20 protein-coding genes are annotated in these 16717 nt (G+C 47.0%); 1 reads left to right on the top strand and 19 read right to left on the bottom strand.

Annotation, left to right across the window (positions count from 1 at the left end; genetic code table 11):
- Positions 1-4: 4 nt before the first annotated feature.
- Genes bshB1 through HP567_RS16170 form a run of 4 tightly spaced genes read right to left on the bottom strand, consistent with a single transcriptional unit; the run spans position 5 to position 2250 of the window.
- Positions 5-700 (bottom strand): bacillithiol biosynthesis deacetylase BshB1, encoded by a 696-nt coding sequence (bshB1, locus tag HP567_RS16185; RefSeq protein ID WP_173609485.1) that lies wholly within the window; start codon positions 698-700, stop codon positions 5-7.
- Positions 697-1107, bottom strand: a complete 411-nt coding sequence (locus HP567_RS16180) for a methylglyoxal synthase (RefSeq protein WP_173609486.1) — start codon at positions 1105-1107, stop codon at positions 697-699. The genes bshB1 and HP567_RS16180 overlap by 4 nt, the downstream gene beginning before the upstream one ends.
- 50 nt (positions 1108-1157) lie before the next feature.
- Positions 1158-1910 (bottom strand): 4-hydroxy-tetrahydrodipicolinate reductase, encoded by a 753-nt coding sequence (dapB, locus tag HP567_RS16175; protein WP_173609487.1) that lies wholly within the window; start codon positions 1908-1910, stop codon positions 1158-1160.
- Positions 1903-2250 (bottom strand): nucleotide pyrophosphohydrolase, encoded by a 348-nt coding sequence (locus HP567_RS16170; RefSeq protein ID WP_016740047.1) that lies wholly within the window; start codon positions 2248-2250, stop codon positions 1903-1905. The genes dapB and HP567_RS16170 overlap by 8 nt, the downstream gene beginning before the upstream one ends.
- Before the next feature lie 215 nt (positions 2251-2465).
- On the opposite strand from HP567_RS16170, the gene HP567_RS16165 reads away from it, so the two are divergent.
- Complete coding sequence (locus HP567_RS16165; protein ID WP_173609488.1) at positions 2466-3323, top strand: YitT family protein; 858 nt, start codon at positions 2466-2468, stop codon at positions 3321-3323.
- Between the two features lie 68 nt (positions 3324-3391).
- On the opposite strand, the gene HP567_RS16160 is transcribed toward HP567_RS16165, so the two are convergent.
- From HP567_RS16160 to hisC, 15 genes are all read right to left on the bottom strand, one after another.
- Positions 3392-4207 carry a sporulation protein YpjB gene (locus HP567_RS16160; protein WP_173609489.1) on the bottom strand — a complete coding sequence of 272 codons (816 nt, stop codon included), beginning with the start codon at positions 4205-4207 and terminating at the stop codon, positions 3392-3394.
- A gap of 48 nt (positions 4208-4255) precedes the next feature.
- A complete protein-coding gene (locus HP567_RS16155; protein ID WP_017248137.1) occupies positions 4256-4855 on the bottom strand; it encodes a DUF1405 domain-containing protein in 600 nt (199 codons plus the stop codon).
- 76 nt (positions 4856-4931) lie between these two features.
- Positions 4932-5723 carry a menaquinol-cytochrome c reductase cytochrome b/c subunit gene (locus tag HP567_RS16150; protein ID WP_173609490.1) on the bottom strand — a complete coding sequence of 264 codons (792 nt, stop codon included), beginning with the start codon at positions 5721-5723 and terminating at the stop codon, positions 4932-4934.
- A 28-nt stretch (positions 5724-5751) separates the two neighbouring features.
- Positions 5752-6423, bottom strand: coding sequence for a menaquinol-cytochrome c reductase cytochrome b subunit (gene qcrB / locus HP567_RS16145; protein ID WP_007716591.1), 672 nt, complete (start codon positions 6421-6423; stop codon positions 5752-5754).
- A gap of 1 nt (position 6424) precedes the next feature.
- Positions 6425-6943 (bottom strand): ubiquinol-cytochrome c reductase iron-sulfur subunit, encoded by a 519-nt coding sequence (locus HP567_RS16140; RefSeq protein ID WP_173609491.1) that lies wholly within the window; start codon positions 6941-6943, stop codon positions 6425-6427.
- A gap of 251 nt (positions 6944-7194) precedes the next feature.
- On the bottom strand, positions 7195-7617 hold the full coding sequence (locus tag HP567_RS16135; RefSeq protein WP_173609492.1) for a DUF2487 family protein: 423 nt from the start codon (positions 7615-7617) through the stop codon (positions 7195-7197).
- 88 nt (positions 7618-7705) lie between these two features.
- On the bottom strand, positions 7706-7921 hold the full coding sequence (locus HP567_RS16130) for an IDEAL domain-containing protein (protein WP_173609493.1): 216 nt from the start codon (positions 7919-7921) through the stop codon (positions 7706-7708).
- A gap of 9 nt (positions 7922-7930) precedes the next feature.
- Positions 7931-9049, bottom strand: coding sequence for a hypothetical protein (locus HP567_RS16125; protein WP_173609494.1), 1119 nt, complete (start codon positions 9047-9049; stop codon positions 7931-7933).
- 103 nt (positions 9050-9152) lie between these two features.
- Positions 9153-10100, bottom strand: a complete 948-nt coding sequence (locus HP567_RS16120; protein ID WP_173609495.1) for a tetratricopeptide repeat protein — start codon at positions 10098-10100, stop codon at positions 9153-9155.
- A gap of 128 nt (positions 10101-10228) precedes the next feature.
- The gene (locus tag HP567_RS16115) at positions 10229-10879 is read right to left on the bottom strand and encodes a zf-HC2 domain-containing protein (RefSeq protein WP_173609496.1); all 651 of its coding nucleotides are present in this window, start codon (positions 10877-10879) and stop codon (positions 10229-10231) included.
- Complete coding sequence (locus tag HP567_RS16110; protein ID WP_007716581.1) at positions 10876-11466, bottom strand: RNA polymerase sigma factor; 591 nt, start codon at positions 11464-11466, stop codon at positions 10876-10878. The genes HP567_RS16115 and HP567_RS16110 overlap by 4 nt, the downstream gene beginning before the upstream one ends.
- A gap of 148 nt (positions 11467-11614) precedes the next feature.
- Positions 11615-12736: an amidohydrolase family protein gene (locus tag HP567_RS16105; protein WP_173609497.1), complete on the bottom strand. Its 1122-nt coding sequence runs from the start codon at positions 12734-12736 to the stop codon at positions 11615-11617.
- A gap of 323 nt (positions 12737-13059) precedes the next feature.
- On the bottom strand, positions 13060-14340 hold the full coding sequence (aroA, locus tag HP567_RS16100; RefSeq protein WP_173609498.1) for a 3-phosphoshikimate 1-carboxyvinyltransferase: 1281 nt from the start codon (positions 14338-14340) through the stop codon (positions 13060-13062).
- Positions 14341-14431: 91 nt separating this feature from the next.
- The gene (locus tag HP567_RS16095) at positions 14432-15535 is read right to left on the bottom strand and encodes a prephenate dehydrogenase (RefSeq protein WP_173609830.1); all 1104 of its coding nucleotides are present in this window, start codon (positions 15533-15535) and stop codon (positions 14432-14434) included.
- A gap of 69 nt (positions 15536-15604) precedes the next feature.
- On the bottom strand, positions 15605-16699 hold the full coding sequence (gene hisC, locus HP567_RS16090) for a histidinol-phosphate transaminase (protein WP_173609499.1): 1095 nt from the start codon (positions 16697-16699) through the stop codon (positions 15605-15607).
- Positions 16700-16717 lie beyond the last annotated feature (18 nt).

Below are 16717 nucleotides of genomic sequence, written 5' to 3'. Positions count from 1 at the left end.
CTTCTCACAAGCTCTTTAATACATACGGAGCTGCACTGACAAATCCTTCTGCGTAGGCTACACCAGCCTGCTGACCAAACAGTCGCTCTCGATACTCAACAGACTCCAGATACCCGTTGGTAAGTGGTGTTTGGACACTGCCTTCTTCAAGCTCAAACTGACTGCGGTAGCAACGCAGCGCTTCCATTTTTTGCTCATAAACAGCAGTGATATCCACGACAACCTGTGGCGTGACAGTGGAATTAATAAAATAGTAAAGGAATTGCAATGGGCGATAGGCAGGCAAAGAAGGCTCCGGCAAATACTTGCGGATACCCGCATTAAACACCGCTTCTCGAACGATCCGACTTACGCTTTCGTGATCTGGATGACGATCCGCGTAATAAGGCGCAAGCACAATGGCTGGGCGTGTTTCACGAATGAGCTTTACGACACGTTCAATCGCACTTTCCCTGACTGCTTCCAAGCCGCGATCAGGCAGTCCAAAATTAAAGCGTGCAGCCACTCCCATCACTTGGTCAGCCGCAGCCGCTTCTTGTTGCCTTCTCTCCACCGTTCCATTCGAAGACAATTCTGCGTAGGTCAAGTCGAGAATCCCCACGCGTTTTCCCTCTTTAGCTGCCAATATCAGACTGCCTGCCGCTCCGATCTCGACATCGTCAGGATGAGCGCCGATTGCCAAAATATCGAGTGAACTCATGCTTCATTCTCCTCACGCACCACTTCGCGCCAATCCAGTTGTCCCATTTCCAAGGCCTTCAGCATGATTTCTGCCGAACCGAGATTGGTGGCAAACGGTATCTTGTGCACATCACACAGTCGAAGCAGTGCGATAATATCAGGTTCATGCGGTTGAGAGGTAAGCGGATCACGCAAAAAGATAATCAAATCCATCTCATTGCGGGCGATCATCGCACCGATTTGTTGATCGCCTCCTAATGGCCCTGAAAGAAATCGGGTTAGGGAAAGCGACGTAGCTTCCATGATTCGCGACCCAGTTGTTCCTGTGGCATACAGGTCATGCTTTGCCAAAATGGATTCATAGGCCATCGCTAGTTGCACAATCTGTTCTTTCATTCGATCATGGGCAATCAATGCAATTTTCAAGAAAACCTCTCCCTTTATGGCTGGGTATCGTGTGTATGTTAATCAAACGTTTAATCAATCAGATGTTCCAATCCGTAAATCAATCCGTTCATATTCATTACCGCTTTAATAGCCATATTTACCCCTGGCATGAAAGATTCCCGGTTAATCGAATCATGGCGTATGGACAGTGTTTGGCCTGTTGCCCCAAACAAAACCTCTTGATGGGCGACCATGCCTGGCAGGCGGACACTGTGAATTCGGAATCCTTCGTAATCTGCTCCGCGAGCGCCTGGAATTGTTTCTACCTCTTCAGGATGCCCTTGCTTGAGCTCTTCACGAACGGCTGCAATCATCTCGGCGGTCTTCAATGCCGTTCCGCTTGGCGCATCCAGCTTTCGGTCATGATGCAGCTCGATAATTTCCACATGCGGCATATATTTTGCTGCCATTGCGGAAAACTTCATACATAGAATCGCTCCGATTGCAAAATTCGGAGCAATGATGGCGCCCAGTCCCGCTTCTCTATAGCGCTCCGTCATCTCTTGGAGCTGCTCTGTTGTCAGCCCTGTTGTACCAACCACCGGTCGCACACCACGAGCCAGACAGAGCTCCATATGACGATACACCGTATGCGGTGTCGTAAAGTCTACCAAAACATCCGGCTTCATTTCGTCCAATTGTTGATTGATTCCCTCTTCGCTCACACGCGTATCCAAATTGCCTGTAAAAACGAGCGCGGTATCCTGCGCTAGCATTTTCACTACTTCTTGCCCCATTCGACCATTTGCGCCAGCAACTGCTACACGAATTTGTTTAGTCATGCTGCTCGTTCTCCTCTATTCTTGTCCAGCGATCTTTATCGCGTGTATTAAACTTGTGCATAATACGATCAAACGCTTCCTGCAAATCGATTCCGAGTGAGTTTGCGAAACAAATTACAATGAAGAGTACGTCACCCAGCTCTTCCTCTACTGTTTTTTCGCCTTCGTCCTTTTTCTTCGGTTTTTCTCCATAAAAATGGTTAATCTCTCTGGCTAATTCGCCTACTTCTTCTGTCATTCTAGCCAGCATGGACAGCGGAGAAAAATATCCTTCTTTAAATTGCGATATGTATTGATCAACTTCTTGCTGCATCTCTTGCATAGTCTTTTGCCGTTCCATCCGACCACTCCTTTTTCACATTCTTCTCTCTTTCACCTATCGTACTAAAAAAGGCTTCGTTTGCCAAATCACAATACTTCGTCTTTCCAGCATATGGACAATCAAACGAGCGTTCATTTATAATGGCTTTCGGATAGCCCTCAGGTAACACAAGTATTACCTGCACATCAAGTCCGGGGGGAAGCCTTTTCCTGGTCCGGCGAACAGGAGGAAATATGAAAATTCGTCTTGACAGTATCATTGCCATTATCATCGGTTCTGCCATTATGGGATTTGGTATTAACGCGTTCAACATTCCCAATCATCTAGCTGAGGGCGGTATCACCGGTATCAGTATTTTGATCAAGCTGTTAGTTCCTGTTGTGGATCAGGGAATCGTCTTCTTTGTCCTAAACGTACCGTTATTTTTCTTGGGCTGGAAAATTCTTGGACGAACCTCTTTTTTCTACACGATTTTGGGAACGGTTTCTCTTTCCGTCTTTTTATCCTTATTTGATGGCGTGCTTCCGTTGCCAATGAAAGATCGCTTGCTTGCTTCCCTGTATGCCGGGGTAGCTGTTGGTGTCGGCTTAGGGATTATTTTCCGGTACGGCGGAACGACCGGCGGTGTGGACATCATTGCCAGACTCCTTCAGAAATACATGGGTATCAGTATGGGAAGGACGTTGTTCTTCGGAGACATCTTGGTCATTGGGGCGTCCCTCGTCTATTTGAACCTAGAAAGCGCCATGTACACCCTTGTCGTCGTCTTTATCGCAGCACGTGTCATCGACTTTTTCCAAGATGGCGCTTATGCAGGAAAAGCATTGACAATCATCTCCAACGAAGCAGATAGCATCGCCAAGCACATTCTCGATGTAGGTCGTGGTGTGACACTCTTAGCCGGTAAAGGCGCCTACTCTGGCGAGGAAAAGAAAGTCATCTATGTCGTTGTCAGCCGAAACGAAGTCATGCGTTTTAAAACCATTGTGCAAGAAATTGATCCGCATGCTTTTGTCATCGTCAATGATGTGCATGAAGTTCTCGGAGAAGGCTTCACCCTTGATGAAAACAAGAAACCGCTTCACGACTAACATGAAGCAGCACAGAAAAACCCTTGCCTTTTCATACAGGCAAGGGTTTTTGCACCTTTTTGCACCTATTAGGTCGAACGGATTTCTCCGTTGTATTTCTTCCATGCCACATAAGACAAGGCCATGATCAAAGCTATCATGATAGAAGCGAGAGTAACAATCGGAGAGTCTGGACGCATCATCAAACGAGCAAGCGTACTCTTCTCTTCTCCCACAAAAGCCACTTGAAAGGAGCTGTTCAATTCTCGCAATGCCTCTCGAACAAGCTGCCAATCTACTTGGGTGTTCCGCATCTCTTTGGATATGATATCGTACGCAACCGTAATCGAGGACATTTGCCCCTCTGGAAGCTGAATACTCATCCCCGGCTTGATGGCCAAAAATAACCGGTAGTTCTCATCGAACTGTTCGCGAAACTGACTGAAATTCCGCTCAACAGCGGATAGCTGCAGGTTTTGGACCTGTGTTACGAGAGAAGGATAGTAGCTACGCCACATCGGCTGGTGATCATGGGTAAGGGCGTCTATGGCGATACGGACCCGCGTGGCATGCCACAGCAATTGCTGTTCACTTGCATTTGCGGAAGCAAAGCTTTGCTTGGCTGCCAATATAGACTGGGTCACTGCATTCAGACTCTCAATACGTATCGGATTGGGCAAATGCTGGTTCGGAAATCGGTCTGCTAGCTGGACGATGCGCTGCTCTGCGCCTTCAAGATCTCCCTTTTTTGCATACGTCAGGAACTCATGCGCAATTTGATCCAATGCTGCCAACTGCTTTTGTTCTATCGGTTGATTTAGCTTCGAGTACAAGTTATGAATGGGCCACGACAAGAACAACCCGATCATGAGAAAGAATAATAAAAACCGGATGTTTTTCTTCAACGCAAATAACCTCCTTCCCTAGTACAGACTATGGAAAGGAGGACAAGATTAGACCTTATTTGTCGTATACTTCATGTTTACCCACCAGATCACCGAGATCGAGATCAGACTGAGAAGAACCGTAAACAAACCTACGAAACCCTCATACGGATCCAGCACACTCGGCAGCCACGGATGGATATCCATGACGTAATCGAGAAAATCATTATTCAGTGTCCACAGCGCAGCGATTCCCACCGGCAGAAGACTTAGCTTGTAAAAACGTGCGTACAAAACAGATTCCACAGCCATGCCCGTGTGGGAAATAATCAGCATCACGTCTGTCCAACGCACTTCATTGCCCATCATCCAACCAGCCACGATAATGCAGACGGCCCAGACACCATACTTAAAATTGGTGATGCCAGCCAAAGCTTCCAGTACAGGAATGTGGCGACCCAACAAATAGGTAAGGAGTACAAGCGAAAAAAGTCCGCTACCTGTCGGGCTGTCCGGAACAAAAGGAATCAAATATGCTGGTGTCTCAGCCAATTGGTTACCATACCAGATGAATCCATATATGGTTCCTAAAAAGTTGACGACGAACAGCGTCCAAAGAAACCACCTTTTGCCCAAAGATTGCCGAAACCACTCCCATATCCAGATCATCTATAATCGTCTCCCGCTGTGTACGCCGCTAACGAAAAAGCTGACCGCATTACCAGCCAGCTTTTCCCCTATTAGCTTATTTCAAGCCAGCCAAGTAGTCAGCCAGCTTTGCGATTTCTGCATCATCTTTGATCATACCGCCTGGCATTGCGCCTTTACCGTTCTTGATGATATCAGTAATCTTGGCTGCATCCAAAGTTGCGCCGATTTTTTGGAGGTTTGGACCCATGCCACCCTCCATGTTTTTACCATGGCACCCCATACAGCTTGTTTGCGCTTTCCAAAGCGCATCTGCTTTAAAGCTGGTGTCAGCTGGAGCAGGTGCAGTTGCACTCGATCCCTCTTTGCCACCAGTTCCTTTACCTTTATCTGGGTGAGCCAGATGATATTCATGGTTTGCTGCCCAAGTCAAGTAGAAAATACCAACGAGTGCAGTCAGCATCAATCCTGTAGCAACTGGACGTTTGCTAGGACGACGCTCTTTGCTGGTATCCAGCCAAGGAGCCAGCATCAGTGCACCAAATGCGATACCTGGAATAACAACGATCCCAAGAACGACCCAATCCCCTGCAGCCCATGGATATTTCAGCAATTGATACAGGAACAAGAAGTACCAGTCTGGCAACGGAATGAATGATGTATCATTCGGGTTTGCTTTGTCAGTTAACGGCGACGGGTGTGAAACCGTTAACACAAGGAAACCAACCAAGCAAACGGCTGCCACCATCCACTCTTTCAGCAGGAAGTTTGGCCAAAACGGCTCATTTTTTCCTGGAAAGTCGGAGTAGGATGGAGAAATGTTTGGAATACGCTTCGCCGATACTCGGGAATCTCCGACGAAGGTAGCATCTTTATCTTGTTTTGCCATGCTATTTCCTCCTTTTTTCGAAGACCGATTATAGTGGACCCGAGATACCTTGCGAACGGATCATTACAAAGTGAGCTCCCAACAGACCAAGCAGCGCGCCTGGAAGGAAGAACACGTGAATTGCGAAGAAACGGGTAAGCGTTTGCGCTCCTAGAATGTCTCCGCCTGTAAGCAATGTTTTCACGTATGGACCGATTAAAGGTACAGAGTCAGCGATCTGCACACCTACTTTGGTCGCAAAGTATGCGGTGTTATCCCAAGGTAAGAGGTAACCTGTGAAACCGAGACCCAGCATAACGAAGAAAATCAATACGCCGACTACCCAGTTCAATTCACGAGGCTTTTTGTATGCACCTGTAAAGAATACACGCAGAGTATGTAGGAACATCATCACGATGACCAAGCTGGCACCCCAGTGATGCATACCGCGCACGATTACCCCGAACGCTACTTCGTTCTGCAGGTACTTAACGGATTCGTAAGCATTGATAACGTCTGGTACATAGTACATCGTCAAGAACATACCAGACAAGATTTGAATAACGGTAATAAAGAACGTAAGTCCACCAAAGCAGTAAACAAAAGCGGAAAAATGATGTGCCGGGTTCACGTGCTCAGGTACTTCGTGGTCAGCCAAGTCACGCCACATCGGAGTGATGTTTAAGCGCTCGTCGACCCAATCATACATTTTTTGCATCATTTTAGCCGTTCACCCCCGGACGAGGATTTGCTTTTACTTTACCTAAATACAATTTTCCATCTTTGACTTCTGTCTCATACTCATCGAGAGAGGCCGTGGGTGGCGTTCCCAAAATGTGCTCGCCATTGATCGTATAACGACCCATGTGGCAAGGACAGAAGTACTCATTCGGTTGGCCTGCACCAGTTCCCCAGTCAACCGTACACCCTAAGTGCTTACAGATCGGGGACAGAGCAAGAATCTCACCCTTGTCGTTCTTGGTAACCCATGCAGTAAGTGTTGATTCTGATTCATACCAACCGTCCTTGGTATGGACCTTGAATTCAACGCGTTTTGGCACGGCACTAAACTCATCCGGACTGCCGACAGCTACTTTATCTCCACCTGCATGTCCTTGCAGAAGGGGGTCTACCGCAAAACGAATCATTGGGGTGATCATTCCCGCAGCAAGGAATCCGCCAGTTCCCATAAGGGCGTAGTTCAAAAATGTACGCCTGGAAATTTCGCGTTTGTCTCCCATATCTTTTTCCCTCCTTATCCTGTAAAATAGCGCTACGATGGCATTTTTATACATATACACTAGGTCAATCCCAATCATAGCTAACGCCTATAAAGATGTCAAGAATGTCCAGTGGACATGTCTTTGCACAAACGATGTGTGACAGGATATTGTTGCCAGATTGTCAAATTTAAGACCTTGCCCCACCCATTTTTCTGTAGTATTACCGGAAAACGCTTTCTCTATTGCGTCTCTTATTTTAGTCAAATGGATTATCGCTGCCCAGTTTGCCACAACTTGATGACCTCTTTGTACAGCACATCCACGGTCACTTCGAAGCGCAAAGAAGATTCCAAGTCTTCATCCCCTACCAATAACGTCAACACGCCTTCTTCTGCCCTCTCCATTACTTGAATCTGCTCTCCGCGAAAATGAAGCAGTACTTTATAGGGGAATTCCGCCGGTGTTCGTTGTTCCAGCTGTTCTTCTCCTATTTGATAGCTTAACGGAAACAGCAGCACTCGCCCCTTTAGGCGCTGTTCAATCCCGGCAGCTACATTTAACAAGTAGTTCATCCGAACAACATGCTCTTCTACTTTTCTGTCCGTACTGTACAAATAAAGAGGGAGCAGCGCGGTATCCACAAAGGATCGCAACTCCTCCCAGTTTTCAAAATCGTTCAAGTTCCACTGCATAGAGCCGTCTCCTCATTTCCTTGTTCATTTCTGGAAACAAGCGTACCATGAATGGTTGGAGACTCGCAATAACGCATACGATATGTATTTAGGCTTGCTCGTAAGCCATGATTTCTTTCAATTCGTCTGTTAAGCGCATAAACAGCTCTTTGTTTTTCGATGCAAGTGCCTCATCAATCTCCTGAATCAGCGTGCGCTTGCGGTATTGACGCATCTGCTCGTCGATCACCATTTCAGATAGCAAACCGGAAACCATTTGATTGTTCGTTCCGTACGCGTTGGAATAGAAATTCGGCCACTCCATACCCATCCCTCACTTCAATAAAATAGTCGTTTCGGTAAAACCATTGTATTTTCGAAGCCAAGTCTGGCTCGCATACGTCGCGGTGTATAGCCACTGCTCCTGTTCGTCTTGGCCGACGCGCAACAATCCAAGATGCACCATCATTTTGCATACCCGATTCACCAAGATATCTGTGGGTGAATCGTAGTAAAACTCTTTCATCCAATGGAGTAGCGTGTCCATTAGAGATTGCTGACTTACCCATCCAGCCGACGCGATCAACGGAATGAGCTGAACCAACATCGGCAAGTTGGGGACAGCCCGCTTGTACAGCCTCATCCAGAAGCGAATGACATCATGGTACAATTGATCGGTATACGGTTGCTCCAGTCGTTCTCTTCCCGCTTCCGTTACTGCTACTTTGCCGTCGACTTCGACGATCCATCGGTGATAGTAGCAGAAATCGTAGAGCAAGGAAAAGCGGTCAGGGTATAAATCAAAATGCAGCCCGTACCCAAAACGCCATTTTTGCGGCAATAGCGGCTCTTCTTTTACGTACAAAAATTGAAAAAGCTGCTGCTGATGTCTCTTGTACATGCCACCTTCTGCGGTTAGCGGTACTGGCTCCTGCTGGAGAAATTGTAAAAATTGCATGATATCATCGCATAGTGCTGTTCCTTCATCCCTGTACGCTTGCGGCCCAGGATGAAAAGATGCGTTTGACTCACGCCATTTTGTCAGCCATGCTTGCAAGTACGGCTCGCGGATGTCCAGCGGAATTTGGTACTGCCCTACTGTCTTACTTTTCGCCGGAAAAACCCATCCTCGCTTCATTGCAGCCGCGACAAACTTCCGTCCTTCCTCCTGCTTTTTTTCCTTTTCACACGCCAGTGCCACTCCAGCCTTCGCCAACAAATCCTCAAGCGACATGACCGTACGCTTGTCCAGGAACAATTGCAGCAAAAAATGGGTTTCTACACTACTCAGCTGCTCAACTTCTTGTGAGATTGTCAACCTGTGCCTCAAGCTAGACAACAGTGACGTAATCAATTCGTTTTTGGAATGAGGGTTGCATTCGCATCCGTAATGGTTGGCAATCTGATGGAGCTGCCGGATATCGGTGTAAACCAAGATCTCAGCCAAGTTCATCTGTGCATCCCTTCTTTACGATGGCTTACTTGTCACTCATTCTTGCCAAAATGCGGAAAAATAAACAGGAAGCCACCGAAGTGACTTCCTGTTTGTCGATTTTTTATTGCTCCTCGTCGGATTCATGGTCCCACAAATCGTGAAGCTGTTGGTATTCCTTCGCCTCCTCATAGCGGCCGGCTTGAGTCAAAAGGGCAATCAGCCTGCGAATCTGATCCAAATCGAAACCGGACAAAGACACATATTGTTTCAACGCTTCAATAGCGGCTTCTGTTTTCCCCATCGATAGATTCACATCTGCAGCTAACGGATAAGCAGCCACATACTCCTCGTCAACCGCTTGCAAACTGCTGACCAATTCTGCTGCTTCATCCAGTCGTCCTACGTGGAAAGCCATCAGTGCACAACCGTAGAGTACTTCTGGCGAACGATCCATGACCAGCGCCTGACGGAATACCTGATAAGCCTGTTCGAATTGACCGCTTTGTGCGTACGAGCGCCCCTTCGTCAAAAGCATAGACAGACTTTCATCCCCGGCTTGTTCCAGGAGCTTCATTGCTTTCTCGTCTTCGCCAATGCGGAAATACAAGTTACCCAGCGCTGCCATAATATCTTGGTTGTCTGGCTCCTTGAGTCTTGCTTGCTCCAAATACTTGACCGCCACTTCATCTAAATCTTGAAGTGAATACAGATCCGCTAGCAACAAATCAAGCTGGATGCTTTCAAAGCCAGATTCTTTGCATTCATAAAGAAGATGTTGCGCCGTCTCAAAATCACTGGAATCCAAAGCAATCTCCGCTAGCAGCAGCTGGCATTCTCTGCGCAAAGAAGAATCCATTTGCGGATTTTTGGCCATGACATCTGTCAGCAATTGACTCGCCTCTTCCAAATGACCGAGTCGATACCAGACCTCTGCCAAATACATCATGACATCCGGCAAATCCTTTCCATGCTCCTGAACCTTTTGCAGAGCGGTCAAGCCCAATTCAACTTCATCGTTTTCGATCCGCTTGATCGCTTCGTCTATAACATACAGCCACTTTTTCGGCATTTCTTTCACCTCATATGTATTTTGCGTGGCCTTGTTGCTCTTCGCGCTTGTTGAACAACCACTCTAATAAAATAGCCACAAAAGACCGTCCGAAGACGGTCTTTTCTTTTACTCTTGATCATATACCATTATGCTCGCGTTAGCCAGCTCATTGTAAGAACAGTAATAAGGATTCCAAAAATACTAAGTACAATGCTGTAATTCGGTTTGGCTGAATCAGTAGAAGTCGGCTTCCCATCGAGCGGTACGATCGAAGCAGTAGCATGTTCCAGCGAATCTTCTTGCGTCGTATATGGCTGGGCTTCTACCACGTATGTACCGTCGTCTGTTTGCATGGAAGAAGAAATAACCTGCGCTTTTGGCGAGTTAATCTCCATAACTTCTCCGTTAATCACGAGCGAATTCGCATGCTCCGTGGTGCTTGTATTCACATATAAAGTGAACGAAAAGACCATGAGCAACAAAACAGCTACACTCGCAGCCATGCGTCGCATTCTCGCTGTCACGCTGAAAATTTTTCTGCCAATCGGGATCGCCCACTGCTCTTCCGATAAAATACGGGCCATCACCGCGTCAACAATGGAACGTGATGGAGTTACAGAATGGTATTCTTCTTTATCCATTTCCATCCATTCACCACTGTCCGACCAAATCTCATAGTCGGAACGACAGGCATAGCATGCCGCCATATGGTGATCAACCCGGCGTTGGGTCACCTCAGGCAACAGATTTTCGGCGTATTCAGGCAGAATTTCCTGAACTTCTTCACATCTCATCATCGATTCATCCCTTCAGCTTCATCCAAATGAGGGTCCAGGATGTAGTTTTCCAACTGTCCACGAATACTTTGCCGCGCTCGAAACAGTAGAGACTTCACAGAGCTCACTGTTAAATCCAGAATCGTAGCGATTTCTGTGTAATCCATTTGTTCGTACTCACGTAATATCAGTGCAGAGCGTTGCTTCTCTGGCAAGCTGTTGATCGCCAGTCTTACCATGCTCTCCCGTTCATTCCGGAGCAAAACTTGCTCAGGCAGTGTCTTGGGAGATGCCATAGGTACTTGCAACGTATCATCCAGATACACGTCTGAATTGCGACTCTTGCGCAATTCACTGAGTACGGAGTTGCGTGCAATCGTATAGAGCCAGGTGGAGAATGTAGCTTCTACATCTCGGAAAGAATGAATGCTCTTATACGCCTTGTAAAACGTCTCCTGACATATATCCTCCGCTATATGCTCTAAATGTGCCTGACGCAAAAGATGAGTGACAAATGAGAGGATCTTTTTTTCATATCGACGAATCAGTTCAGCATAGCATTCCAGATTACCTTCTTTAATCTCTCGGATAAGCTGGGAATCGGTCATGATCAGAGATTACCTCCTTGCGATTCCGATCCCTCAGCGGCCTTTTGCATAATTAGACTGCTGGGGATGTAAAAAGTTGCGCGACCTTACGATTCTTTTTCACGTCTGTCTACTGGAAACCATTCTCGAAAAAACCCCCAAACCGGGGTTATATGACATAAGCGTAGGGCTTCGTGTCGAATAAACACTTACCCATACCAATCAAGGGGATAAATCGCATATTTCGATATATCCATTTACCGTTCGACATAACAGATGTTGGAAGATGCATTTCACTAAAATTGAGAATAGTGGAAAGATCATTCTTTGTCAACCAGTTTTCCTTTTTCAGGAAAACGATATCAGCGTCTGCGCCAGTTGTCAAGCTTCCTTTTCGTGGATACAGTCCAACTGCTTTTGCAACATTTGTCGAAGCGAGCCTGACTAGCAAGCATAGCAATTCTTCGGGCGTACACCAGCTCTTCCGTGTATCAATCCGCACATCGTGAATCGGAGATGCTACTTGCCAGCTCCCAAACCATTGGCGATGTAATTGACGAAGACCTTGATCCGTCACTTCAGCCGGCAAACGAAAGATATGCAGGTACGGGTCATTTTCTTCAAAATGAAAGGCCGCTTGAGAATCAGTAATGACAGTACGCAACCGCCAATAACGAGTAGCCTCCAGCCAACTCTTTCGAATGAATTCCCGTTGTTCCTTTTTCAGAAACGGATCATTTTGTACCTGCATGTGCAGGATCGTATGTTTAGACGTATGAAGTTGCAAAAGCGTTTCCCATTTTATTGTGGAAATTTCTTCTGGATTTCGAATCGTGACATGAAACGAAGAATAGCCATGATTCATCCATTCCCCTAAGCGGTCACCATGAAGATCAGCGACATCGATTTCTACGTGCCAAACGTAATCCAACAAGCTGTTGAAATGCTGCGTTTGTTGGAAGTGAATTTGCGGTCTGCTCATCCAACGCTCTGGCCGGAAGACGTCTACCAGGCTTGTACATCCCGTGCTGATGAGATTTCGCATGGCCGCTATATAAACATCTACATCTTTGATTTTATACAACGAATGTGTCAGGAGTGCGACAAAACCGGGCAGAAGATACATACCGGTAGCATCTATTTCTTCAAATAAATCGTTGAAGGGGTTTTTCGTCAAGGTGTCTTTAGCAATTCGTACAATTTTTCCTTGACGGATCCAAATATCTGCTTCTTTCATTCCCCGTGCTGTGACAATCGTTCCCCCGCGTATGACCATCCCTCGCTCCAGCATAGCTCGTCCCCCTCCTACTTCTCTTGCGGACACTACCTTTGTACGAGCATATGCACAGACCGGGGAAAAAGTACTCATTCGAGTCAAACCGCTTTTTAAACAAAAAAAGACCGCCGTTGATGTAAGCGCATTCAAACGACGGTAGCACACACGTGCTTTCTTATATTGGATAGGAGTGGAGAGAAACCATACTGTAGTTTTATAATAAACGGAATGTAAGCGCTTGTCAAATCATTTTTGCTAAAATTCGGAACGCTTTTCCTTCGCACAAAAAAAGAAGCCTACTCCCCTATAAAGGAACAGACTTCTCTTTCATTCTTTCATTACTGGCTGATCTTCACAAGCAAGTCATGGAAGCCAGGGAACGATACATCAATCGCATCATCATTTTCGATTGTCGTCTCCCCATCGGCAACGAGACCTGCGATCGCCATCGCCATGCCAATTCGATGATCCCCCATGCTATCGATGACAGCCCCTGTAAGTCCAGTCTTTCCTTCGATGATCATTCCGTCATCTGTAGGTGTTACCCTCGCACCGAATTTGGACAGTTGGCTCACCACCGTGGCAATACGATCCGTTTCTTTTACTTTCAGCTCTTCGGCATCACGGATAACGGTTTGTCCTTTTGCCTGCGTTGCCATGACTGCAATCACTGGAATTTCGTCAATCAGACGCGGAATAATATCTCCGGCGATTTCAATACCATGTAGCTCCGAATGCGTCACGAGGAGGTCTGCAACCGGCTCTTCATTTACGACTCGCTCATTCAAAAGCTCCAGGCTTCCCCCCATCGCCTTGACAACATCAATGATGCCCGTGCGGCTTGGGTTGATTCCGACGTTTTCAATGAGAAGAGAGCTGCCTGGTACGACCATTACAGCTGCAATCAAAAAGGCAGCGGAAGAAATGTCACCAGGAACAGAAATGGCACGGCCCTTCAGTTTTTGTCCACCCTCTACTGAAACGGTCAAACCATCACGCACAACCTGTACACCAAATGCTTGCAGCATACGCTCTGTATGATCGCGGGATAAATGTGGCTCTGTTACACTCGTCACGCCTTTTGCCTGCAACCCTGCCAGCATAATCGCTGACTTCACTTGTGCACTTGCAACCGGGGATTGATACGCGATCCCTTGAAGCTCCCCACCCCGAATGGATAGCGGTGTGAATTCGCCGTCTTTTCTTCCGTCGATTTTGGCGCCCATTTGACGGAGCGGTCCGATCACGCGGCGCATTGGTCTTTTGGCTATAGACTCATCGCCTTCCATCACCACATGGAAAGGCTGTGTCGCCATGATCCCTGCCATTAAGCGAATGGTCGTACCGGAGTTCCCAACATCCAAATGTTGAGATGGTTCCTGCAAACCATACCAGCCTTTTCCCTGTACGGTTACGGCATCTCCTTGTTGTTCAATCTCGATACCCATCCGACGGAAGCAGCTAATCGTGCTCAAGCAATCGGCACCTGGCAAAAAGCCTTCAATAGTCGTCGTTCCTTCTGCTAGAGCACCAAACATAACTGCACGGTGGGAAATGGATTTATCTCCTGGCACGCGAACGGTACCTTTGATTTGTTTGGCTTGTTGTACGCGAAGCATTACTTCCACTCCTTTTCTCTCTCACGCTCTCCCAGATCACCAGTCGCACTGTGAAGCGTCTTCGTTGTAAAGTGTGTTTGCATAAAAACACTTATGTGCGCTTGTATACATTGTAATCGAAAAAGCGAAGAACTTCCTCTCCCTTTTCCAACTCTTGTTGCGAATGGAACGTAATCCGTAGCACCCCATAAATGTCTTCTCGTGTCTCTCTGATTTGGAGATTCGTGATGTTGATTTGTCTTGCTCCCAACAATGTCGTAATTCGTCCGATTTCACCCGGGTGGTCCGGGATATCGATATACAAATCGTTCAAAGGAGGCAATGCACCCGTTTTACGCTCTGGCAAACTGTCGCGAAATTCTCGGGCCGTTTTGAAGAAATGCTCGATTCCTTTTGGATCTCCCTGTTCTACCAGAGAAACGACATCTTCTAATGCGTTTGCCCAATCTTTTGCGATTTTTAGGATCGGATCACGATTTTGCAGCAAAATGTCACGCCACATCTGAGGGTTGCTCGAAGCAATGCGCGTAATGTCACGGAAGCCACCAGCAGCAAGGGTTGCATGCCAAGCATTTTCTTCGTCGTACCCTGCCACCAGATTGACCAGAGCAGAAGCGAGAATATGCGGGAAATGACTAACTGCACCCACGACCTGATCATGCGAATCCGCGTCCATTTGCACGATTTTTGCGCGAGTCAGTGAAAGTAGTTCAGACAATTGCTTTACTTTTTCTTCAGATGTTCCCGGCGCTGGTGTCAAAACATAATAGGCGTTTTCCATCAGACGATCAGAAGCAGCTTCCACGCCGGATTTGTGCGAGCCGGCCATTGGATGTCCACCTATAAACGTTACATGGTCGGGAATGACATCCCCCGCTTGTCTCACAATACCTGCTTTTGTACTGCCAACATCTGTAATGATCACACCCGGCTGCAGTTCCATTTCCACTAACGAGCGAATGGTTGCAACGATTTGCTCTACAGGTGATGCGAGGAAAATGACATTTGCTTCTCGAACTGCGGTCTGCAAATCAGTTGTGCCTGCATGAATGACACCCAAGGTCAGTGCTTTATCTAAACAATCCTGACGTAAATCGTAACCGACTACCCGAATATTGGGATCGCGTCGCATTGACAGCGCGATGGAGCCGCCGATCAATCCGACGCCGATTACAGTAATAGTGGTTTTTTTCATCTCCACTCTCTATCCTTCCTATATCTCTCTTAGACAAAAATGCCGAGGCATGCCCGGCATCTTCGTCCTTTATTTCAATGCTCCAGTCACGATTTCTTTTAAGACAGAAAGAATCTTGTCATTTTGCTCTTTGGTCCCGATCGTAATACGTTGAAAACCCGGGAAGCCTAGCGCATTACCAGAGCGAACGATAATGCCTTGAGAGAGCAGCTTTTTGAATACCTCATCGGAATCCTTTTTCAAATCAACCAAGATAAAGTTGGTCTGAGATGGATAGTAGGAGAGTCCCCACTCGTCAAATGAATCGGTAAACTGCTTCATGCCTTCTCGGTTACGATCACGGCATGTTTTCACAAATTCCTGGTCTTGTAATGCCGCACGTGCTGCTACCTGTCCAAGTGTGCCTGTATTGAAAGGCTCACGCACATGTTCCAGTGAGGAAATGAGCTCTTCTGACGCGATCCCGTAGCCGATACGAAGGGCAGCCAGACCGTAGATTTTGGAGAACGTACGCAAAATAATCAGGTTCGGATACTCAGCAAGCATCGGTACTGTTTGTGGATATTCTGGGTCCACCACATACTCGTAGTAAGCCTCATCCAACACGACGAGGACATCTTTTGGAGCCTTTTTCATAAAAGCTTCCAACTCGGATGTTGTTACAATCGTACCTGACGGATTGTTCGGGTTACATATCCATACGACCTTTGTTTGTTCGTTGATGGCAGCCGCCATCGCTTCAAGATCGTGAACGCCATCTTTCAACGGCACCTCAATCAAGTCTGCACCTTCAATAATCCCATTTGAGCGATACTGCGAGAACGTTTGCGTCGCCATGACTGCATTTGTTCCTTCGCTCAAAAAAGCACGAGAGATCATCAACAGAATTTCATCAGACCCGTTGCCGAAAAACAATTGGCCTGGTTTGACTCCGAGGAAGTCAGCAAGATCCCAGCGCAGATTAAGGCTTGCACCGTCTGGATAAAGGGCCAAATTGTCCAACTGTTCCGCAATGGCAGCTTTCGCCTTCGGTGAGGAACCAAAAGGATTTTCGTTGGACGCCAGCTTGATGACTTCGGTCAAACCATATTCACGTTTCACGTCATCAATCGGCTTGCCAGGTTGATATACCGGGGCATTGAGTATGCGTTGTTTCGGTTGCATCCACGTTCACTCCAGTCA

Origin of the sequence: Brevibacillus sp. M2.1A, from assembly GCF_013284355.2 — a bacterium.
GTDB lineage: Bacteria > Bacillota > Bacilli > Brevibacillales > Brevibacillaceae > Brevibacillus.
The sequence above is the reverse complement of the archived record's forward strand: the minus strand, read 5'-3'. Positions and strand labels throughout refer to the sequence as shown.